16 protein-coding genes are annotated in these 22,462 nt (G+C 65.0%); 7 read left to right on the top strand and 9 right to left on the bottom strand.

All coding sequences use genetic code 11. From position 1 onward, the window contains the following. The first annotated feature begins 236 nt into the window (after nucleotides 1-236). A complete protein-coding gene (locus FJ980_RS17000; protein WP_140544662.1) occupies nucleotides 237-1,445 on the top strand; it encodes an MFS transporter in 1,209 nt (402 codons plus the stop codon). Between the two features lie 61 nt (nucleotides 1,446-1,506). Here the strand turns inward: FJ980_RS17000 and FJ980_RS16995 are convergent, their stop codons facing one another. Then, on the bottom strand, nucleotides 1,507-2,400 hold the full coding sequence (locus FJ980_RS16995; RefSeq protein WP_140544660.1) for a LysR family transcriptional regulator: 894 nt from the start codon (nucleotides 2,398-2,400) through the stop codon (nucleotides 1,507-1,509). A gap of 97 nt (nucleotides 2,401-2,497) precedes the next feature. Here FJ980_RS16995 and FJ980_RS16990 point away from each other — a divergent pair, with 97 nt between their 5' ends. Then, complete coding sequence (locus FJ980_RS16990; RefSeq protein WP_140544658.1) at nucleotides 2,498-3,454, top strand: SDR family oxidoreductase; 957 nt, start codon at nucleotides 2,498-2,500, stop codon at nucleotides 3,452-3,454. On the opposite strand, the gene FJ980_RS16985 is transcribed toward FJ980_RS16990, so the two are convergent. From FJ980_RS16985 to FJ980_RS16965, 5 genes are all read right to left on the bottom strand, one after another. Continuing rightward, nucleotides 3,455-3,613 (bottom strand): DUF3309 family protein, encoded by a 159-nt coding sequence (locus tag FJ980_RS16985; protein WP_140544656.1) that lies wholly within the window; start codon nucleotides 3,611-3,613, stop codon nucleotides 3,455-3,457. It lies immediately after the preceding gene. 96 nt (nucleotides 3,614-3,709) lie between these two features. Further along, nucleotides 3,710-6,886 (bottom strand): efflux RND transporter permease subunit, encoded by a 3,177-nt coding sequence (locus FJ980_RS16980; RefSeq protein WP_140544654.1) that lies wholly within the window; start codon nucleotides 6,884-6,886, stop codon nucleotides 3,710-3,712. Nucleotides 6,887-6,959: 73 nt separating this feature from the next. Next, the gene (locus FJ980_RS16975; RefSeq protein ID WP_140544668.1) at nucleotides 6,960-8,162 is read right to left on the bottom strand and encodes an efflux RND transporter periplasmic adaptor subunit; all 1,203 of its coding nucleotides are present in this window, start codon (nucleotides 8,160-8,162) and stop codon (nucleotides 6,960-6,962) included. Nucleotides 8,163-8,249: 87 nt separating this feature from the next. Further along, entirely contained in the window at nucleotides 8,250-8,480 is a 231-nt protein-coding gene (locus tag FJ980_RS16970) for a hypothetical protein (RefSeq protein WP_140544652.1), read from the bottom strand. A gap of 50 nt (nucleotides 8,481-8,530) precedes the next feature. Further along, nucleotides 8,531-9,952 (bottom strand): coniferyl aldehyde dehydrogenase, encoded by a 1,422-nt coding sequence (locus FJ980_RS16965; RefSeq protein WP_140544650.1) that lies wholly within the window; start codon nucleotides 9,950-9,952, stop codon nucleotides 8,531-8,533. Between the two features lie 296 nt (nucleotides 9,953-10,248). On the opposite strand from FJ980_RS16965, the gene FJ980_RS16960 reads away from it, so the two are divergent. Continuing rightward, nucleotides 10,249-11,133: an AraC family transcriptional regulator gene (locus FJ980_RS16960; RefSeq protein WP_140544648.1), complete on the top strand. Its 885-nt coding sequence runs from the start codon at nucleotides 10,249-10,251 to the stop codon at nucleotides 11,131-11,133. An 86-nt stretch (nucleotides 11,134-11,219) separates the two neighbouring features. Here the strand turns inward: FJ980_RS16960 and FJ980_RS16955 are convergent, their stop codons facing one another. Beyond that, nucleotides 11,220-12,350, bottom strand: coding sequence for a patatin-like phospholipase family protein (locus FJ980_RS16955; RefSeq protein ID WP_140544646.1), 1,131 nt, complete (start codon nucleotides 12,348-12,350; stop codon nucleotides 11,220-11,222). Nucleotides 12,351-12,867: 517 nt separating this feature from the next. Next, nucleotides 12,868-13,968 carry a citrate synthase/methylcitrate synthase gene (locus tag FJ980_RS16950; protein ID WP_140544644.1) on the bottom strand — a complete coding sequence of 367 codons (1,101 nt, stop codon included), beginning with the start codon at nucleotides 13,966-13,968 and terminating at the stop codon, nucleotides 12,868-12,870. A gap of 89 nt (nucleotides 13,969-14,057) precedes the next feature. Between FJ980_RS16950 and FJ980_RS16945 the strand changes: the two genes are divergently transcribed. Beyond that, on the top strand, nucleotides 14,058-15,200 hold the full coding sequence (locus FJ980_RS16945; RefSeq protein ID WP_140544642.1) for a citrate synthase family protein: 1,143 nt from the start codon (nucleotides 14,058-14,060) through the stop codon (nucleotides 15,198-15,200). A 207-nt stretch (nucleotides 15,201-15,407) separates the two neighbouring features. Here FJ980_RS16945 and phaR read toward each other — a convergent pair whose 3' ends face one another. Beyond that, nucleotides 15,408-16,001, bottom strand: a complete 594-nt coding sequence (phaR, locus tag FJ980_RS16940) for a polyhydroxyalkanoate synthesis repressor PhaR (protein ID WP_095767308.1) — start codon at nucleotides 15,999-16,001, stop codon at nucleotides 15,408-15,410. Nucleotides 16,002-16,305: 304 nt separating this feature from the next. Between phaR and FJ980_RS16935 the strand changes: the two genes are divergently transcribed. The 3 genes from FJ980_RS16935 (at nucleotide 16,306) to FJ980_RS16925 (ending at nucleotide 22,452) form a co-directional block, all read left to right on the top strand. Further along, entirely contained in the window at nucleotides 16,306-17,493 is a 1,188-nt protein-coding gene (locus FJ980_RS16935; RefSeq protein ID WP_140544640.1) for an acetyl-CoA C-acetyltransferase, read from the top strand. Nucleotides 17,494-17,611: 118 nt separating this feature from the next. Next, entirely contained in the window at nucleotides 17,612-18,334 is a 723-nt protein-coding gene (locus tag FJ980_RS16930) for a beta-ketoacyl-ACP reductase (protein WP_140544638.1), read from the top strand. Nucleotides 18,335-19,038: 704 nt separating this feature from the next. Next, a complete protein-coding gene (locus FJ980_RS16925) occupies nucleotides 19,039-22,452 on the top strand; it encodes a helicase-related protein (protein WP_140544666.1) in 3,414 nt (1,137 codons plus the stop codon). Nucleotides 22,453-22,462: the final 10 nt, after the last annotated feature.

The following is a 22,462-nucleotide window of genomic DNA, read 5'->3' as shown; positions in this document are numbered from 1 at the left end:
CGCTCCTAAGGCACGGAATGGATTCTAGGGTCTGCGCCGCGTCGCTTCGCTCCTTGCTCCGCCCGTGGATGACGAACGGAGAGGCGTCGCAGCAATCGTCAAAGCAGCAGCCTGCCGCGAACGACGCCGACCCCCGATCGCGCCCTTGGTCCAAGCACTTCCCCACTGCGGTTCTTGACTACGAATTGAATCGATCTAATTTGGCCGCGAACACTTCGCATGGCGGATTTCAGACCATGAGCGTGCAAACCACGATGCAGGCCGCGACGCGCGGCCGGTGGGCCGTCGCCGGGATTTTCTTGGCCAACGGTTTTCTCACCGGCAGCTGGGCGCCGCAGATCCCGGTGTTTCTTACCCGGCTCGACATCACCCGATTCACCCTCGGCCTGCTGATCCTCCTGTTCGGCGTCGGCGCGGTCATCGCCATGACCTGGTGCGGTCATCTGATCTCCCGGCACGGCTCGCGCAGCCTGACGCGCTGGTTCGGTGTCTGCGGCAGCTTCGGCCTGCTGATCGTGGCGCTCGCCCCCAACGTTCCGCTGGCGGCGATTGCCATGCTCGTCTTCGGCGGCTCGATCGGCGGCATGGATGTCGCGATGAACTCGAATGCCGTCGTGGTGGAAAGGCGGCTTTCGCGCGCGATCATGTCGTCCTCGCACGGTTTCTGGAGCCTCGGCGGCTTCGCCGGCGGCGCGCTCGGCGGCTACTCGATCCAGAATTACGGCTATCTTGCCCATGCTGTCGCGGTGACGATGATCGCCTTTGCCATCATCGCCTTTGCCATTCGCCATCTCATCGCCGAGGACCGGCCGCAGGCGGTCGAGCACCAGAAATTCACACTGCCGCGGCACATGGCCGTCTATCTGGTCGGGCTGATGGCGCTGCTCACCATGATCTCGGAGGGCGCGGTGCTCGACTGGGCGGCGCTCTTCCTGCATCAGGAACTGGGCGCCGATCTCGCGGTCGCGGGGCTCGCCTATGCCGCCTTCTCCGGGGTCATGGCGCTGATGCGTTTCCTGGGCGACGGCGTGCGCAACCGCTTCGGCGCGGTGTCGACCTTGCGCGGCTCCGCGTTGGTCGCCGCCGCCGGCATGCTGGTCGCCGGCCTCTCGCCCTCGCCTTACCTTGCCATAGCCGCCTTTGCTTTCTGCGGCTTCGGCATCGCCAACATGGTGCCGATCATCTTTTCGGCCGGCGGCAACCAGGAAGGCATGTCGTCCGGCACCGGCATGAGCGTCGTCACCACAATGGGCTATTCCGGCATATTGGTGGCGCCGTCGGCAATCGGCTTCGTCGCCGAGCATTCGAGCTTCGGCCCGATCTTCGTCGCGCTTTCCGGATTGTTGGTCATCGTCCTCTTGATGGCCGGCCTCGCTCACCGGGCCGAATTCGCGCCTGAGCCGGATGACTTCAGGTCGGATCGACCTGAAGTCATCCGGCTCTAAGATCAGACAAATAGAGCATGATGTCGTCCGAAAACCGCTTCACACTTTTCGGCATCATGCTCTAACCGATCCCAGCCGAATAACGCCTCAACTCCTCATGCAGGAAGTCCGCCACGCGGCGGATGCGCATGCTGGTGCGCACGTCTCGATGCATGGCAAGCCAGACCGGCAGAACCGGCAGAGGCACGTCGGGCAACAGCTTTTCCAGGTCCGGATCGCGGTCGGCCAGCGGCTCCTGGCCGATGCCGATGCCGTTGCCGGTCCGCACCGCTTCCCACAACACGATCTGGTTATCGGTCCTGAAGCGGAAATGGCTGCGGCCGACCGGGATGCCGGACGCAGTGAAACCGCGAATGATCTCGTCGCTGCGGTCGAAGCCGACCAAGGCGTGATCCACGAGGTCGGCGGCGTTTTCCGGGCGGCCGCGCCGCTCGAGATAGCAGCTGGCGGCACATAGGCACAGTGGAATGTCGGTGACTTTGCGCGCCACCAACTCGTTTTGCGCCGGCCTGACCATGCGGATGGCGATATCGGCATCGCGGCGCAACAGGTTCTCGACCTGGTTCGAGGCGACGATCTCGACCTCGATGCCCGGCTCCTCCTCGCTGAGACGCGCCATCATGCTGGGTAGCACGAAGGCCGCGACAACCTCCGAGGCGGCGACGCGCACCGTGCCCTCGATCGCTTCGACCGAACCCAGCGCCAGCAACGAGAACGCGTTGGCCTGCTCGCTGACCGCCCGGCCGCGCTCGCAGAGCGTGCTGCCCGCCTCGGTCAGCTCGTAGCCGCGCCGCCCGCGCCGGAACAGCGTGACGCCCAGCGCCTGCTCGAGCTCGGCGATGTGACGGCCGAGCGTCGGCTGGCTGGCCGCGAGCCTGCGCGCCGCGCCCGAAAGACTGCCGGTCTCGGCGACCGCGACAAAACTCTTGATCAGGTTCCAGTCGAATTCCTTCATTCATTTTTGAATAACAGATCGCCAATCACAGTCAATTTCAATTCACTGGCGAAGGCATCAGATTGGTCGGGCAAACGCAAAACAACGGAGAGAACAAATGACCAAGATCGCAATCCTCGGCGCCAATGGCCGGCTCGGCCGCGTGGTCGGCAAGGCTTTCATCGATGCCGGCTTCGACGTTCGCGCCGTCACCCGCACCGGCAAGGTGCCGGCGGAACTGACGGGCGCCACGGCGGTTGCCGGCGATGCGCTCGACCGCGACTCCCTGATCCGTGCAACGGAACGCGTCGACATCGTCTTCAACGGCCTGAACCCGATCTACACCGACTGGGGCAAATGCATGCCGATGGCGGAGAACGTCATGGCCGCCTGCCGCGAAAACGGCGCGCTGCACCTCTTCCCGGGCACGGTCTATAATTACGGCTCGCCTATGCCGCAGGTGATCGACGAAACAACGCCGTTCCATCCGACCACCGAGAAGGGCCGCATCCGCTGCGCCATGGAAGCGCTGTTCCGCAGCGAGGCCGACGCCGGCCGCGTGCGCACCATTGTCCTGCGCGCGGGCGATTTCTTCGGCGGCACCGGCTCAGGCTCCTGGTTCGACCTCGTCGTCGCCGCCAAGATGGAGAAGGGCGTCTACACCGCGCCCGGCCCGGCCGACCTCGTGCATGAATGGGCCTATCTGCCGGACTTCGCTGTCGGCTTCGTCGGCCTGGCGAAGAACCTCGACAAAACAGGCTTCTACGAGGCCATCAATTTCCCCGGCCACGCCATCACCGATCTCGACATGAAGGCCGCGGCCGAGAGGGCGCTGGGCCGCAAGCTGAAGCTCTCCTTCATGCCCTGGTGGGTGCTGCGCGCCGGCAGCCCGTTCGTGGCCATGTGGCGCGAGATCGTCTCGATGTCCTATCTGCGCTTCGAAGCGCACCGGCTCGTCTCGACGCGGCTGGAACAGGTCATCGGCGAAATCCCGCACACCCCGCTCGACCAGGCGGTGAAGGAGGCCATGCAGGACATCGGCATTTCAGTCGCGAGTTCGCGCGAGGCCGCCTGATCAGATCCTGCCCAGCAACAAGAGTATCAACAGCACGACCAGGATGACGCCAACGATCCCCGACGGCCCGTAGCCCCAGGAGCGCGAATGCGGCCATGCCGGCACCGCGCCGATCAAAATCAGGATCAGGATTATTACGAGAATTGTGCCGATCGTCATGAGAAACCCTCGCCGTCTGGTTGAACTTGAAGGCACAATGCAAAAAGCCGCCCGGTTGTTCCCGGGCGGCTTTTGTCCTTGGGGTTGTGAAACGCTCTATTCCGCGGCTTTCGGGAAGGCGACTTCCGGCTCGGCGCCGGTCTCCTTGGCTGGTTCGTCGGTCGCGATCTCGCCCTTGCCGCGCCGCAACAGGCGGCCGAGCCAGCCGCGCCGCTGGCCGGGCTTCACCTTGGCGCGGGTGAACACCATCAGCATCGACGGCGTCACCACCAGCGTCAGCAGCGTGGCGAAGGACAGGCCGAAGACGATCGCCGAGGACAGCGAAATCCACCATTGCGTCGACGGCGCGTTGATCGTCGTCTCGTGATGGAAGATTTCGAGACCGAGCCCGAAGGCGATCGGCAGCACGCCGAGGATGGCCGAGACCGCCGTCAGCACCACTGGACGGGCGCGCTCGCGGCAGGTCTGCAGCACCGCGTCCATCTTGTCCCAGCCTTCCTCGCGCAACCGGTCGTAAGTGTCGATGAGCACGATGTTGTTGTTCACCACCACACCGGCCAGCGCGATGACGCCTATGCCCGACATGACGATGCCGAAGGCCTCGCCGGTCAGAAGCAATCCGAGGAACACGCCGATCGTCGCCATGACCACGCAGGACAGGACGAGCCACACGCTGGTGAACTTGTTAAATTGCGCGAGCAGCACCAGGAAGATCAGGAAGATTGCCGCGCCAAAGGCCTTGCCGAGGAAGGCGCTGGCTTCCGCGCTGTCCTCGTTGGAGCCTGCAAGCTTCCAGCGGATGCCGCTGCCGAGGTTCATATCGGCAACCGCCTTGGTGACTTCCGCCTGCACGGCCGCCACCTGCGCGCCGGCGCTGACATTGGCCTGGACGACCACGGTGCGCGCGCCGTCGATGCGGTTGAGGATGCCGACGCTGGGCTTTGCCTTGCGGATGACGAAATTAGAGATCGGCACAGCCCCTTGCGAGGTCTGTACCCTCAACTCGTCGAGCGTCGACAGCGTGCGCCGATCCTCCGGCAGGCGCAGCCGGATATCGACTGCCTTATCGGCGCCGGCCGGCCGGTATTCCGACAGCTTGAGACCGTTGGTCACCAGTTGCACCACCGTGCCGACCGAAGTCGGGCTGATGCCGTATTGCGCCGCCTTGGCGCGGTCGACCTCGATCGCCCAATCGACGCCGGGCGGCGGCAGGCCGTCCGAAACGTCGATGACGTTGGGAATCTTGGCGATGCGTGCCGCGACCGCGCGCGCCTTGTCGTCGAGCCCGGCCGGGTCGACGGCCGACAGCCGGATCTGGATCGGCTTGCCGGTCGGCGGGCCGGCCTCCGGCACGCGCACTTCGACATCGACGCCGGGAATGCCGGCCATCACGCCGCGCAGGTCGGCGAGGATCTGGTTGGCCGACTTGCGCTCGCGCCAGTCGACGAACTCGTACTGGATGACGCCGACCACGTCTTCCGGGATGTCCTGGCCGCCGCCTTGCGTCTTGCCGACGCGCGTATAGACCGACTTCACGCCGGGCCAGCCGAGCAGGCGGTTTTCCGCCGTTTTCGTCGCGGCGTCCATTTCCGCCAGCGAAAGATTGCCGCGGGCATGCACATAGAGCAGGCCGTAATCCGGCTCGACGCTAGGGAAGAACTCGACGCCGGCGCCATATTTCGAATAGGCGAAGCCGACGCCGACCAGAAGTCCGACGGTGAGCAGGATCACCGTGATCGGGAAGCGCACCGCCTGCTTGACCACGGCCATGTACCAGCCGTCGCGGTTGCCTTCCTCGTGATGCTGCGGCGCCTTGGCGAAGATCGCGCCCAAAGTCGGCGCGAAGACCAGCGCGTAGAGCATCGAGGCCGACAGCGTCACGATCAGCGTGATCGGCATATATTTCATGAAGTCGCCGATGATGCCGGGCCAGAACAACAGCGGCGAGAAGGCGGCGATGCGCGTCATCGTCGCCGCGATGACCGGGCCGGCCATGCGCTTGGCGGCCAGCGCGAAGGCGTCCGCCTTCGGCATGCCCTCGCTCATGCGCCGTTCCGCGAATTCGGTGACGATGATGGCGTCGTCCACCAGCATGCCGACGGCCAGGATCAGGCTGAACAGCACGATCATGTTGATCGTGTAGCCCATCATGGCAAGCAACAGGATGCCCATCAGGAACGATGACGGGATGGCAAGCCCGATGAGCAGCGAGGCCCGTCCCGACAGCGCGTAGAGGATGACGATGAACACCAGGATGACGGCGATCATCACATGGTTCTGCAGGTCGCCCAGCAGCTGGTTGACGAAGACCGACTTGTCCTGCGTGTAAGTGACATGCATGCCCTCGGGCATGGTCTTGATGAAGGTGTCGGACACTTCCCTGACGTGGTTCAACGTGTCGATCAGGTTGGCGCCTATGCGCTTCTTGACTTCGATGGCGATCGCAGGCTTGCCGTTGAGACGAGTGACCGTCTCGGCGTCCTTGAAGGTCGAGCGTATCGTGGCGATGTCCTTGGCCTGGACCACGGCGTTCGGCGTGGCGACGACCGGCAGGTTGGCGACATCCTCGGGCGTCTCGATCAGCGAGGGCACCTTGACCGCGTATTTGCCTTCCGAGCCTTCGAGATTGCCGGCCGCGACCAGGCTGTTGGAGGAGGCGACGCCCTGGATCACCTGGTCGAGCTGCAGCCCGTAGGAGGACAGCTTCACCGGATCGACGACAACCTCGACGAGGTCATCGCGCGCGCCCTGCAGCGAGCCTTCGAGCACGCCGGGCACCTCCTCGATGCGGTCGCGCAACTCGCGCGCGGCCGACGTCAGCACGCGCTCCGGCACATCGCCGGAAAGCGTGACGACCAGAACCGGGAATTCCGAGACGTTGACCTCGTTGACGGTCGGCTCCTCGGCCGCTTGCGGCAGGTCGGCCTTGGCGTCCTGCACCTTGCTGCGCGTATCCTGCAGCGCCGTCGCCAGATCCGTCTGCGGCTGGAATTCGACCAGCACATAGCCGCCGCCCTGGAAGGCGGCTGAGCGCATCTCCTTGAGCCCCTTGAGGCTCTTGAGCTTGCTTTCCATTGGCCTCAGCAGCAGGCGCTCGGAATCCTCCGGCGAGATGCCCTGGTAGATCAGGCTGACATACATCATCGGAATTGGAACGTCGGGCTCCGCTTCCTTCGGCGTCGACTGATAGGCGATCCAGCCCGCGATGATCAGGAACATCAGCGCCGATATGGTGAGGCGGGCGTTATTGATGGCGAGTCTGACGATATCCATGACTTCGGCCTGTTATGCTTCGGGGGCTGCGGACTGCCATCGCCGGATTGGTCCGGCGACGGACGCGTCCTGCTTACTGCGTGCCGGCGGTGGCTTCGCCGATCAGCTTGTTGATGGTCGCCTGGTCGGCCTCGACGGGCTTCACCAGATCGCCCTCCTTCACCAGCTCCTGGCCGGCGACGATGATGCGCGCATCCTGCGGAATGCCGCCCAGCACCAAGCCGTGCGGCGTGTCGTCGACGAGGTCGATCGGGAAGAACGCCACCTTGTCGTCCTTGCCGACGGCGCGAATGCCGAGGTCGCCCTTGTCGCCGAGCGTCACCACCGAACGCGGCAGCATGACCGCATTGGTCGGCTCGGCGCTGAGCGCGATCTCGGCCGTCATGCCGGCGGGGATGGAGCCGTCGGGATTGGGTATCGCCACCTCGACGCGGAAGGTGCGGGTCTGGGCCGAGGCATCGCGGCTGATGTAGCGCACGGTGCCGGTGACCTTCTGGTCGTTGACGAGGCGGACATCGGCCTCGTCGCCGATCTTGACGTAGCGCAGGTCGCGCTCGCTGATCTCGCCGCGGGCGATGACCGGATCGAGCTTCAGGACTGTCGCCACCTCGCCGCCCTGCATCACCGAGCTGCCGAGCTCCACCGGGATGCGGTCGATGACGCCGTCGAACGGCGCCTTGACCTCGTTGCGGTCGAGCTCCGCCTGCGCGGTGTCCAGCTGCGACTGCGCCAGCGTCAGGTTGGAGCGGGCGGTGTCGAGCTGCAGCTTCGGCAGATTGCCGGTCTTGGCCAGCCGCTCGGCGGCATCGAGCTCGGCCTTGCGCTGTGCCAGCAATTGCTTGGCGTTGTCGACATTGGAGATCTTCTCCTCGGCCGCGAGCATCAGCACGAGGTCGCCGGTCTTGACGTGGTCGCCCTGCTTGACCGGCAGCTTCTCGATGACGCCGGCGACGCGCGTCGCCAGCACGGCGCGCTTGTCGGCCTCGGTCAGGCCGGAGATGCGGATGGCGCGCGCATAGGTCTTGCGCGGCGGCGTCACCACCGCGACCGTGCGCAACGCGGCTCGGGGCTCGGCTTGCGCCGTGTCCGGCTTGGTGGCCTCCGGCTGAGCGGGCTTGCCGGCGTCGGCGTGCTTGTCCGTGGCGACCGCCTTGTCGGTGGTAACCGACTTGTCGGCGGCGCTACCGACGGACGAAAACTCACCCGTACCCATCCAGGCCGCGAATCCGATGAGCACCACAATGGCTGCAAGCTTGTGAAACCTGATTTTCGGCATCGTCATTTTTTTCCGTTGCAGGACCTGGCGAGGTCGGCGCTTCCGACTTCAGGCGCGCGGCCGATATGGGTGTGCGCGGGGCCTAGTTCAATTTGCCGCGATCGGCGAAGCGCAGCTTCTACCTGAAAGTTGCGGCGCAATATAGCCGGAAAAGTTGCGGAAGCATTGCGAAGTGGAACGTGGTTCCTCGACAAATCCAAGCTTTTCTGGCAGCGGCTGCTGCTTTTGCGGGCGCGCCGATGGCTTTCCATGGGTTTCCCCAAGGTCACTGGCAGCAGCCGTCAGGATGATGCGGAAAGCTCCCATATGAAGCGCCAATCATCCGGGTTGACCGCTGTTCCGTCCCCGCCATTCCCGGGCTGAAGCTGTCAAGTGATGAGCTTCAGCAGCCGGAAAAGACGCTCGAATGTCTTGCCATAGGGCGGGCGCAGCGGGCCGCCGGCGCTGAGCTTCGACTGGATGAAGATCGGCTTTTCCTTGCTGAAGGTGCGAAAACCCCACTCGCCGTGATAGGCGCCCATGCCACTGTCGCCGACGCCGCCGAAGGGTTGCCGCTCCTGCGCCAGATGCATCATGCAGTCATTGACCGTGACGCCGCCGGCCACGGTTTCCCGCATAACCCTCCGGCGATTGGCACTGTCGCGGCCGAACCAGTAAAGCGCCAGCGGCCGCTCGCCCCGATTCACATGATCGATCGCCTCGTCCACGCTGCCATATTCGACGATCGGCAGCACCGGTCCGAAAATCTCCTCGCGCATCAGCCGCAGAGTCTCGCTGGCATTGCGCACCAGCACCGGCGCCATCTTGCGGTCGCTGATGCCGAGCTTCTCGTTCGCAGGATTGACCTCGATGATGTCGGCGCCGCTGTCGCGCGCCTCGGCGACCATGTCGCTCAGCCGCCGGTGATGCCGCTCGCTGACGATCGCCGTATAGTCGGGATTGTCGCCGAGGCGCGGATAGAGCTTTGCGATTGCCGCCGCGAACTTGGCCGCGACCGCCGCGCCCTGGCCTTGCGGGACCATCAGATAGTCGGGCGCGATGCACGTCTGACCGGCATTGAGCAATTTGCCATAGGCGACGCTGGCGACCGCTGCGTCGAGATCGCAGGAGGGATCGAAGATCGCCGGCGACTTGCCGCCGAGCTCGAGCGTCACCGGCGTCAGATTGGCCGCGGCGGCCAGCGCAACCTGGCGGCCGACGGCGGTCGAGCCCGTGAATAGGAGGTGGTCGAACGGCAAGGACACGAACGCCTTGCCGATCTCGGCGTCGCCGACCATCACGCTGACCTCGTCGGCGGCGAAATATTTTTCGACCAGGCTGGCGAGCAGGTCCGAGAATTTCGGCGTCAGCTCCGAAGGCTTCATTAGCACGCGGTTGCCCGCGGCCAGAGCGGCGGTCGCCGGCGCGATGGCGAGCTGGAAAGGATAGTTCCAGGGCGAGACGATGCCGACGACGCCGAGCGGCTGCGGCAAGAGGCGGTTGCGGCCGGGCAGGAAGGGCAGGCTGGTGGCGACGCGGCGTTCGCGCATCCAGGCGCCGAGATGCGACAGCGCATGCCTGATGCCGGCGCGCACGACGAACAGTTCGGCAAGCCGCGTTTCCTGAGCCGAGCGGGCGGAAAAATCGCTGCCGATCGCCGCGCAGATCTCGGCCTCGTGCTTTTCAGTGAGCGCCAGCAGGCGCTTCAGCCGATCCTTGCGCACCTCGATGCCGGGGAAGGGTTCCGTCTCGAAAGCCCGGCACTGCGCCTCGAACCTGACCCCGAGATCGTTCTGTCTGGCCTGCAGCATCGCGACCTCCCCTTTACGTTCAGGTAAGTTACATCGCCCCGACAACCGAATCCAGCATTGCCCCGGTTCCGTTGGGGAATGCTCCAGCAATTGCCCCCGATCCAAGCGCCTCAAATGTGCCGTTTGCCTCCGTCATCGACATAGGAACCCCACCGGTCCGCAAACGGCCGTTTTCGCCGTTCATGCATGCGTAAACGGTCCTTGGCCACGGCGCGGCTCACGACAAAAAACCGCAAGATCGGTCGAGCGCGTCATGTCCGCGCGGCTTAGCTGGTGCTGCCACGGAGAATAAAACGATGAAGGCGGCAGTTCAAAATCACCATGCCCGGATGCGGCGGGTGCTGGATCATATAGACCGGCAACTGGACGACGATCTGGACCTGGACGCGCTGAGCAGCGTCGCGGCCTACTCGAAATATCATTTCCACCGGCAGTTCACGGCGACCTTCGGGCTGTCCGTGCATCGCTACATCCAGCTCGCCCGCATGAAGCGCGCTTCATCCCGGCTGGGCTACGCGGACGCCGAAAGCGTCACGGATATAGCGATGGATGCCGGTTACGACGCACCGGATGCCTTCGCCCGCGCCTTTCGGCAGCGGTGCGGGCAATCGCCTTCGTCATTCCGGAGATCTCCCGATTGGGGGTCGTGGCTGATGGCCTTCGGGCCGCTCGACAACGCGAGGAGAAAGCTCATGCAGATAATCTTTATGCCGGAAGACGTGACGATCCGCGACGTACCGGCCACGCCGGTGGCGATCATGGAACATCGCGGGGATCGGGCCACGCTCGGCGACACCATCCAGCGGTTCATCGCCTGGCGCAAGGCAGCCGGCCTGTCGCCCGAAACGAGCCCGACCTTCAACGTCTTCCGTTCCGAGAGGTGTCCCGCTGTCGCGGCCGACTACAGCATGGACATTTGCGTCGGCACCGACCAACCGATCGACGCTGGCGACAGGCAGATGAAGGCCGGCGTGATTCCCGGCGGACGCTGCGCCGTGCTGCATTATCCCGGCAACACCAACAATTTGGAGCCGGCAGCACTCTACCTTTATCGCGAATGGCTTCCGGCCAGCGGCGAGGAAGCACGCGACTTTCCGATCTATTGCCAGCGACGACTGTCCTTCCTTCCGGAGCTCTCGGTGCCCGAGATCGTCGTCGAGCTCTTTCTGCCACTGAAATAGCGCCGCCTTCTGACAACGGTCCGTCCCCTGCGATCGCAACGGACGGACCGGCAGCTGTCCACCCTGTCTCGGCCTCGCAGGTTCAATCAGGCCCGCCGCCGCGCGGATTCCGGCTTGAGGCGTGCGGCGAGGAATTCCTTGACGCGCCGCCCTGGCGCCGGACCGCGCATCGGCCTGAAGCCGTCGTCGAGCTCGCCCGACAGGTCGAGCGTCGCTTGGCTGCCGACGGCGTCGTAGTTCTCTTCCAGCCAGTCGCTGGCGGCGCTGCGGCCGAGGTCGCGCAGATAGGCGATGAAAGCCCATTCGGCGTTGACCTTGGACGACGCGGAGAGGTCCTTGAAAGCCTCGTCGGCATCGATGCGGTGCATGCGGATGTCGCGATATTCGCCATGCGGCAGGCGTCCGGCCGCGATCAACTCCTTGACGAAGGCGATCGAGCGGAATTCACGCAGCAGCCCGGCGTTGAAGGTGATCTCGTCGATGCGGTTCTGGATCTCATTGGCGCTCTTCGGGGTGCCTTCGCGCACCACCGGATTGATCTGCACCAAAAGCACGTCCTCGGTCGCCGCCGTCTTGAAGAACGGATAAAGCGCCGGATTGCCGCCATAGCCGCCGTCCCAATAGGGCACGCCCTTGATCTCGACGGCGCGGAACAATTGCGGCAGGCAGGCCGAAGCCATCACCGTGTCGAGGTCGATCTCGCCGTCGGAGAAGACGCGCAGCTGTCCGGTTTCGACATTGGTCGCCGAGATGAACAGCTCCATCGACTTGCAGGCGCGCACATTGTCGAAGTCGATCTCCTTCGCCACCACATCGCGCAGCGGGTTGAGGCCGAGCGGATTGGCGACATAGGGCGAAAACACCCGCGACATCGTGTCGAAGAAGACATAGCCGGGCGTGTTCTCGATCGACCAATTGCCCCAGACCACGTCCCACGGCATGCGCTGCACCGGGCTGAAACGGCCCTTCGAGGCCACCGCCCGCCAGAAATCCTCGAGCTTCTTGCGCGCGCCTTCCACGCCGCCCCGGACAAAGCCGTCGGCCAGCGCCACCGCATTCATGGCGCCGGCGCTGGTGCCGGACACCGCCGCGATCTCCAGCCGCCCGTCCTCCAGCAGCCGGTCGAGCACGCCCCAGGAAAAGGCGCCATGCGAACCGCCGCCCTGGAGGGCGACGTTGATCTTCTTCTTTTCCTCCGCCTTGCCGTTCTTCGCCATGGCGTTCCTTGTCTCGATGCGCCGGCCTACCGCAACGTTGTTTGCACGGAGACGGCGCAGTCAGCCTATGTTGCAGCGCAGCATATAAGGGCGAACCAAGGCAAGAACACGAACACACAAGCGTGATCGGATGAAATTTTGGTCACGAGTGAGCTCTTTCCTCGCCCCGGGAAGTGGGCTACGGCCACGGCATGCTGTGACTGGCGTGACTGGTGAGGCCGAGGCTTGATTGCCATGGTTCCCCCAATCCGTCGCTGCTTCGCGGCGCCACCTTTCCCCCTCCGGAGGGAAAGGAAGGGAGCGTTGCTGGACAAGCGTTGACGGCAAAAAGCTTGGCGCCTTTCCTCTACCCCGTCGATCGGGGGAGAGGTGGCTCGGCGAAGCCGAGACGGAGTGGGGGTCGACCAGCGCTACATTAGCCCATGCATGCGCCAAGCTGCCATACACGCTATCGCCAAAGACTAGCCGCTTGGAAATGCGTGCATGCCGTCGATGAAGTGGGGCGAGGAACTACCTCTTAGGCAACCAGATCGGGCACCGGCCCGACATAGCGGGACTGCGGACGGATCAGCCGTCCGGTCGCCTGCTGCTCGCGGGCGTGCGCAATCCAGCCGGCAACGCGGCCGGCGGCGAACACGTTGGAGAACGCCTCTTTCGGGAAGCCGACGGCTTCGAGCAGAAGCGCGGTGTAGAATTCGACATTGGTCTGGATCGAGCGCTGCGGCTTGGCGATGCTGAGCACCTCGAGCGCCGCCTGCTCCACCGTTTCGGCGAAGGCCAACCTGCTGCCCATCTCCTTGCTGCTCGTCTTGTTGCGCGAACCGAGCTGCCGCACGACCGTCTTCAGCGCGTCGGCGCGCGGGTCGCGCACGCGGTAGATGCGATGGCCGAAGCCCATGATGCGCTCGCCATGCGCGATCTCGTTGCGCAGCCATGCCGTGGCGTCGCCGCTGGCTTCGATGGCGTCCAGCATCTCGATCACCGGCCCCGGCGCGCCGCCATGCAGCGGGCCTTTCAGCGCACCGAGCCCGGCCAGGATCGCCGAGGTCAGTCCGGCCTGGGTCGAGGCTACCACGCGGGTCGCGAAGGTCGAGGCGTTGAGCCCGTGGTCGCAGACCGTCACCAGATAGCTGTCGAGCGCCTTGGCGAACGCGGGCGAGACGGCGCCGGAAAGCATCCGCAGCATGTCGCCGGCATGATCGGCTTTTTCGTCGGGAGCGACCGGCATCTCGCCCCGGCCAAGGCGCAGCAAGGCCGGCGTCAGCACCGCAGGCGCCGCGACCAGTCGCAGCGCATCGGCAAGCCGGTCGCCGTCTGGCAGGATGGCCATGCCGGCCCGCATGCCGCTGTAGATGTCGAGCGGCGCCAGATGGACAAGCATCGGCTGCAAACGCTCAAATACTTCAACCCGCGCCTTGCCGATCGCCTTCTCCAGTTCGGCATCGCTCGGAAGGTCATCGAAGAAGCCATCGAACAGCAGCCGCACTACCTGCGCGTAGCGCCGGCGGCCGGCGAGTTCCATCAGCGAATGGCCGCGGATGGTGAGGTGCCCGCCCACACCATCGACATCGGAAAGCACCGTGTCGGCCGCCACAACATCATCGAGCCCATTTGCCATGATCGTCTCCTTGACCTTTGGTGCACGACAATTAATGCTGCGCAATCAATGCATCAATCTTGATCAAGATAATCAATGTAAGGCGGCAAATGACGGAATGGCTGACCCGGGATGAGGCGCTGGAGCGGCTCAACGTCCGGCCGCAGACGCTTTATGCCTATGTCAGCCGCGGCCGCATCGGCATGAAGCCGGACGAAGCAGACCCGCGCCGCAGCCGGTACCGCGCCGACGACATCGCCGCGCTCGCCACGCGCCGCGACCGCGGAAAGAGCCCGCAGGCAATCGCCGAAAGCGCCATCGCCTGGGGCGAGCCGGCGATTCCCACTTCGATCTCGACGGTGCTGCATGGCCGCCTTGTCTATCGCGGCAGGGACGCGGTGGAGCTTTCGGCGACGGCGACGCTCGAGGAGACCGCCGAACTGCTATGGACTTCCGTCCATCCGGTATCGTTCGCCTCGCTGACCCCCTCGGCCGCCCGGCAAAGCGGCACGCCCACCGCCTTCGCCAGGCTTTCGGCGCTCGCCGCCGGAGGCTGGTCCTCGCTCGGACGCAGGCCGGCGATGCTGCAGCAGGACGGCGCCGCCGCGACCAGCGCGCTGGCAACCGCGCTCGGCGCGTCGCCGGGTTCCGAACCCGTGCATGTCAGGCTGGCGCAGGGCTGGTCGGTGGAAGCCGCTGGCGCCGATCTCATCCGCAAGGCGCTGGTGCTTTTGGCCGATCACGAGCTCAACGCCTCGACCTTCGCCGCCCGCGTCGCGGCCTCCACCGGCGCGCCGGTCGCCGCCTGCCTGCTCGCAGGCCTTGCGACGCTGACCGGCCCGCGCCATGGCGGTGCCGGCGCGGCGGCGATCACGCTTGTCGAGGATGCCGAGCGGCTGGGTCCAGACGAGGCGATTGCCCGCTGGCTCGCTCAGGACCGGCCGCTGCCAAGCTTCGGCCACCCGCTTTATCCGGAAGGCGATCCGCGCGCGCAAGCACTGCTGCGCGACCTGGAGATCGATGACGGGATCGTCCATCTTCGCGACGCCGTGCTCGCCGCGACCGGGCTGCATCCGAACATCGATTTTGCGCTGGCCGCGATGACGCGCAGCTTCAGCCTGCCGGCTGATGCGCCGTTCCGCCTGTTCGCGCTCGGCCGCAGCGTCGGCTGGACGGCCCATGCCATCGAGCAGGCGGCCAGCAACAGGCCGATCAGGCCCCGCGCCCGTTATGATGGGCCGGTCGGGACTTAGTGGCGGCCGATGGGTGCCACAAAGGTGAAGCGCTTGGCGCTTCGCCTCTAGGTGAAACGCGATAGGGTGTGTCGAGATTCAGGTCAGGCCGAGTCGAGAACGACGGCTTCCGAGAACCGGAGCGGAGCGTACTTGAAGTACGTGAGCACCGGAAGCGCAGGAAGCCGCCGTTCGCAGGCCGGCCTCACCTGAATATCGGCACACCCGTCAGGACATCGTGTCCAGCTTGCGCTGCATGGCCGCAATCTGCGCCTTCAATTCCTGCAGATCGTCGCCCTTCTCTTCCTTCTTCGCTGGCTCGGCGGCCGGCGCTGAATTGCCGCCGGCGGGCGGGAACGGCGTGAACATGCGCATGGCGTTCTGGAACATCTCGACATTGCGTCGCGTCTGTTCCTCGAGTGCCTTGATCGGCGTCTTCATCATGTCGATCGGCGTTTTCCCGAAGGTGCCCTTGAGCTGCTCGCGAAACCGCTCCTGCTCCTTGGAGAAGGCGATCATCGATTGTTCGAGGAAGCTCGGCACGATCATCTGCATCTGATCGCCGTAGAAGGAGATGAGTTGGCGCAGGAACGGGATCGGCAGCATGTTCTGCCCATCCTTGTTCTCCAGCTCGAAGATGATCTGCGTCAGCACCGGATGGGTGATGTCGTCGCCGGTCTTCGCGTCCTGGACCGTGAACTCCTCGCCCTTCTTGACCATCTCGGCCAAGTCCTCGAGCGTCACATAGGTGCTTGTGCCGGTATTGTAGAGCCGGCGATTGGCATACTTCTTGATGACGATCGGGTCGTCTTTTGCGGCCATCCGTATCCTCCCCAGGACACCGGCACCTCTAGGAGTAAGCGGCCGGTAACGATTGCGCCCTTTATCGAGGATACGCGCAAAAGCCTCACAATTCCAAGCGGTTTGTGCACTGCGGCATCAATTAATGCTGCAGGGCATGACAAAATTCGCCGCGCGGTCAACGTCATGTTGCCGCAACCGGCGCGCGCTCTGCTTGCCGCGCATGGCGGCCATGCCCATTTCCGGTTTGACTCGGCTGCCTGAACCGGCAAGAAAGTCTTCAAGGATAGCCTAAAACACGACACCTCGAAGTCTGGAGAAGAAAATGTCCGCTTCCAATTCCATCGTCGTCGCCAGCGCCGCTCGCACCGCGGTCGGATCCTTCAACGGCAGTTTCGCCGCCACGCCGGCGCATGAACTCGGCGCCGCCGTCATCAGGGAATTGCTGGCGCGCGCGAACGTCGAGGCGGCGGAAGTCGACGAGGTCATCCTCGGCCAGGTGCTGACCGCCGCGCAGGGGCAGAACCCGGCTCGCCAGGCCTCGATCAATGCCGGCCTGCCGAAGGAGACCACGGCCTGGGGCCTCAATCAGGTTTGCGGCTCGGGCCTGCGCGCCATCGCGCTCGGCATGCAGCAGATCGCCACCGGCGACGCCAAGGTGATCATCGCCGGAGGCCAGGAATCGATGTCGATGTCGCCGCATGCCGAGCACCTGCGCGCCGGCGTCAAGATGGGCGACTACAAGATGATCGACACCATGATCAAGGACGGCCTGTGGGATGCCTTCAACGGCTACCATATGGGTAACACCGCCGAGAACGTCGCCCGCCAGTTCCAGATCACCCGCGAAACCCAGGACGAGTTCGCGCTCGCCTCGCAGAACAAGGCGGAGGCTGCGCAGAAAGCCGGCCGGTTCAAGGACGAGATCGTCGCCTTCACCATCAAGGGCAAGAAGGGCGACACAACAGTCGACCAGGACGAGTACATCCGACACGGCGCGACGCTCGACGCCATGACCGAGCTGAAGCCAGCTTTCGACAAGGACGGCACGGTCACCGCCGCCAACGCGTCGGGCATCAATGACGGCGCCGCCGGCGCGCTGCTGATGACCGAGGCCGAGGCCGCGCGGCGCGGCATCACCCCGCTGGTGCGCATCGCCTCCTGGGCGACCGCCGGCGTCGATCCGGCAATCATGGGCACGGGGCCTATTCCCGCTTCGAAGCGGGCGCTGGAGAAGGCCGGCTGGTCGGTCAAGGACCTCGACCTCGTCGAGGCCAACGAGGCGTTCGCCGCGCAGGCCTGCGCCGTCAACAAGGGCATGGGCTGGGATCCCTCGATCGTCAACGTCAACGGCGGCGCCATCGCCATCGGCCACCCGATCGGCGCTTCGGGCGCCCGCGTCTTCAACACGCTGGTCCATGAGATGCGTCGCCGCGGCGCCAAGAAGGGCCTTGCCACGCTGTGCATCGGCGGCGGCATGGGCGTTGCGATGTGCGTGGAAGCGCTGAACTGAGCGAATAGCGAATAGGGAGTAGCGAATAGGGAAAAACGGCGTCGGCGCAGCAGGCTTCAACCCCCTACTCGCTATTCGCTACTCCCTACTCGCTCCTCCGACCAACAGGGAGGAGCACATGAGCAAAGTAGCAATCGTCACGGGCGGAACGCGCGGCATTGGTGCTGCGATATCGGTCGCCTTGAAGACCGCCGGCTATTCGGTCGCGGCGAACTATGCCGGCAATGACGAGGCGGCCCAGAAATTCAAGGCCGAGACAGGTATCCCGGTCTACAAATGGTCCGTCGCCGACTACGAGGCCTGCGCCGCCGGCATCGCCCAAGTTGAGGCCGATCTCGGCCCGGTCTCAGTGCTGGTCAACAATGCCGGTATCACCCGCGATGCCATGTTCCACAAGATCACGCCCACGCAGTGGAAGGAAGTGATCGACACCAACCTCTCCGGCGTCTTCAACATGACGCATCCTTTGTGGAGCGGCATGCGCGACCGCAAGTTCGGCCGCGTCATCACCATTTCCTCGATCAACGGCCAGAAAGGCCAGATGGGCCAGGTCAACTATTCGGCCTCGAAAGCCGGCGATATCGGCTTCACCAAGGCGCTGGCTCAAGAGGGTGCTCGCGCGGGCATCACCGTCAATGTCGTCTGCCCCGGCTACATCGCTACCGACATGGTCATGGCCGTGCCGGAAAAAGTACGGGAGTCGATCATCGCTCAGATCCCGGTCGGCCGCCTCGGCGAGCCGGAAGAGATCGCGCGCTGCGTCGCCTTCCTGGCTTCCGATGAGGCCGGCTTCATCACCGGCTCGACCATCACCGCCAATGGCGGCCAGTATTTCGCCTGATCGCCTGACACCGTTTGTCGCCAGGCGGCTCCGGCACCGGAGCCGCCTTTTTTGTCCCGGCGCATGCCGGCGCGACACCTTGCCTCAATTCGGCACGCAAAAGTTAACGGCCGCAGCCGCGCTCTGTGGATAACCCCTGCGACAAGCTGTGAATCCTCGGTGGGCAAGCTGTGGATAACACCATATCTATGGGTGAACAAACCGGGAAAGTCGCCGGATCGCTGATTCGTCGCCGATTCGTTCTGGCTTTGACCGGAAAGTTAACGCGAAACGACGCAAACGTCGCCGAACTCGTTAAAAGTGATTAAGAAAAGTCAACAATTTCATAATCTTGAAGTCTGCCCTCAGGTCGAGCGTGACCCTTGTTCGGCAAAGGTTAACGACGACCCGGGTCCGGTCGAGGCCAAGCAGGAATCGGGCCAGTTCAGCGATTCAGCATGTGGTGAGACTCATCGTCAAAAAATCCACATATAGCCGTGAACAAAACCTGAATCAGAACGAGTCACCGATTCGTCGCTGATTCGTTCCAGACTCGTTCCAGCTGTTAACAACAGCCGATTTTGGCTGCCCCCTCCGGCGTAGCCAGTTCGCGAACGAACATTCCGCTTTCGCTTCACGCCCGAAGTCCCTATGTGTCGCCTGTCACACGCGGCGGCAGCGCCGTGCTTCAGACTACGAGCGGCAGAAACCTTATTTCCGAGCCGATGAACATCCAGCCGAAACACTCCCAGCCGCTGATCCTTTCGGGCCGCGACGTGACGGCCGTGCTGGGCCCGACCAACACCGGCAAGACCCATCTCGCCATCGAGCGCATGGTCGCGCATGAGACCGGTGTCATCGGCCTGCCGCTGAGGCTGCTTGCCCGCGAGGTCTATGCGCGCGTCTGCGAGAAGGTCGGCGCCCACAAGGTGGCGCTGATCACCGGCGAGGAGAAGATCGTGCCCGCCGGCGCAAGATATTCGGTTTGCACCGTCGAGGCGATGCCGCGCGAGACCGACGCCGCCTTCGTCGCCATCGACGAGGTGCAACTCGCCGGCGATCTCGAACGCGGCCATATCTTCACCGATCGCATCCTGCATCTGCGCGGCCGCCAGGAGACGCTGCTCCTGGGCGCGGCCACCATGCATGGCATCCTGCAGCGGCTATTGAAGGGCGTCTCGGTGGTGACGCGGCCGAGGCTGTCGCACCTTGCCTATGCCGGCTCGAAGAAGCTCACCCGGTTGCCGCGGCGCACGGCGATCGTCGCCTTCTCGGCCGACGAGGTCTATGCGATCGCCGAGCTGATCCGCCGTCAGCAGGGCGGCGCCGCCGTCGTGCTCGGCGCTCTTTCGCCGCGCACCCGAAACGCTCAGGTGGAGATCTTCCAGTCCGGCGATGTCGACTATCTTGTCGCCACCGACGCCATCGGCATGGGCCTGAACCTTGACCTCGATCACGTCGCCTTCGCTCAGAACCGTAAGTTCGACGGCTATCAATACCGCAACCTGACCGCCGCCGAGCTTGGCCAGATCGCCGGCCGCGCCGGCCGGCACCTGCGCGACGGGACGTTCGGCGTCACCGGCCAGGTCGACCCGTTCGACGAGGAACTGGTCGCCAAGATCGAGGGACACGATTTCGATCCGGTGAAGGTGCTGCAGTGGCGCACCGCCGATTTCGACTTTTCCAGCCTCGATGCGCTGAAGCGCTCGATCGAGGCCAATGCGCCGGTCGAAGGCTTGACCCGCGCGCTGCCGGCGGTGGATGCGCAGGCGCTGGAACAGCTGTCGCGCGACGGCGACATCCGCGCTTTGGCCACCGGCAAGGAGCGCGTGGCGCTGCTTTGGGAAGCCTGCGCGCTCCCCGACTATCGCAAGATCGCGCCGGCACAGCATGCCGATCTTATCGCCTCGATCTATATGGACCTTGCACGTCACGGCCATGTCGATGAGAATTACATGGCCGAGCAGGTACGGCGCGCCGACACGACGGAAGGCGATATCGACACGCTGTCGCACCGGATCGCGCAGATCCGCACCTGGACTTTCGTCTCCAACCGCCCCGGCTGGCTGGCCGATCAGCTACACTGGCAGGAAAAGACGCGCGAAATCGAAGACAGATTGTCGGATGCGCTGCATGAGCGGTTGACGAAACGCTTCGTAGACCGCAGGACTTCCGTCCTCATGCGGCGCCTTAGAGAAAATACCATGCCTGAAGCCGAAATCAGCCCGTCCGGAACCGTCCTCGTCGAAGGCCATCACGTCGGCGAGTTGCAAGGGTTCCGCTTCACCGCCGACCAGAGCGCCGGCGGCGAGGACGCCAAGGCGGTGCGCACCGCCGCCCAGAAGGCGCTCGCGGCCGAGTTCGAGGCGCGCGCCGAGCGCTTTGCCGCCTGCGCCAATGGCGACCTGGCTTTGGGCTCGGACGGCGTCCTGCGCTGGATCGGCGCGCCGATCGGCACGCTGGTCGCCGCCGACGAGGCGCTGAAGCCACGCCTGGTCCTGCTTGCCGACGAGCAGCTGACCGGCCCCGCCCGTGACAAGGTCGCGGCGCGCGCCGAGCGTTTCGTCAATTTCCAGATCGAAACGCTTTTGAAGCCGCTGGTCGACTTGAAGAATGCCGACCAGCTCGCCGGCATCGCGCGCGGTATCGCCTTCCAGCTGGTCGAGCATTTCGGCCTGATCAATCGCCGCGACATCGCGGAGGAGATGAAGTCGCTCGACCAGGAAGGCCGCGCAGCGCTTCGCCGCCTCGGCGTCCGCTTCGGCGCCTACCATGTCTTCGTGCCGGCGCTGATCAAGCCGGCGCCGGCTGGCCTGGTGACGTTGCTGTGGGCGCTGAAGAACGACGGCAAGGACAAGCCAGGCTTCGGCGATGTGGTGCATGCGCTGGCCTCCGGCCGCACCTCCGTGGTCATCGACCCGGCCTTCGACAAGACCTTCTACAAGCTCGCCGGCTACCGCAATCTCGGCCGCCGCGCCGTGCGCGTCGATATCCTCGAGCGGCTTGCCGACCTCATCCGCCCGGCAACCAACTGGAAGCCCGGCCTCGGCCAACGTCCGGACGGCGCCTATGACGGCCACGCCTTCATGGTGACGCCGCCGATGATGTCGATCCTCGGCGCCACGGCCGACGACATGGAGGAGATCCTGAAAGGTCTCGGCTATCGCTCGGAGGCCAAGCCGGCGGCCGAGGTTAAGGCGAAGCTCGACGCGCTGGATGACGCCGCCCGCGAAGCGGCCGCGGCCAAGCTCGCCGCGGATAATGCCGCGCGCGCCGCGCGGGAGGAGGCACAAGCTGCGGCAACTGATACGGTCGCGGACGCAACGGTCGAGAGCTCGGAGCCGGCTGCCGCCGAAGCTCCGGCTGAAGCCGTCGCGGAAGTGGCAGCGGAACCTGCCACGGCAGAGCCGGCAGAAGCTCCGGCCGACGTTACGGAAGAGGCCCCCGCTGTGGAAGACGCCACAGCGGTGGACATTGCGGCAGCGCCCGAGTCGGCCGAAAGCGCCGACGTCCTTACCTCGCCCTCGATGGGGGAGGTCGCGGCGCGAAGCGACGCCGGTGGCGGTGATAACGCCGACGATACGGAGAACACCAGTACCGCTGGCGCTCCCCCCGCAGCGGCGCTACGCGCCGAGCCCCACCAGGTGGAGGATAGTGCCGGCGAGGCGCCAGCCGAAGCCGAGGAACCAAAACCTGTGCTCCTGTGGCGCCAGGCGCGTTTCGACCATCAGCGTCCGCGCCATCGCCACGACAACCGTCGCGACAATCGCCCGCGCGGCGCCCAGCCCGCAGGTGAGGCCAGCGCCGCAAGCGGTCAGCCCGGCGATCGGCCCACCCAGGAAGGCCGCCGCGAGCAGCGCGAAGGCGCCGGCAAGCCGCGCTTCGACCGCTCGAAGTTCAAGCCGAGGCCCGAGACGGGCGACCGGCGTGAGGGCGCTGAACGGCGCGAAGGCAAGCCGCAAGGCGAACGCCGCGAAGGCCGGCCGGACTGGAAGGGCGGCAGGCAGGACGGCAAGGGCAACGCCCCGGGCGGCAAGCCAGCCTTCCAGGGCAAGCCGCGCGAGGAACGCCCGCAGCGCTTCGATCCGGATTCGCCCTTCGCCAAGCTCGCCGCCTTGCGCGACCAGCTGAAGAAATAGGTTCGAGCAT

It is taken from the genome of Mesorhizobium sp. B1-1-5 (assembly GCF_006443065.1).
Taxonomy (GTDB): domain Bacteria; phylum Pseudomonadota; class Alphaproteobacteria; order Rhizobiales; family Rhizobiaceae; genus Mesorhizobium.
This window is presented reverse-complemented; position numbering and strand designations above follow the sequence as displayed.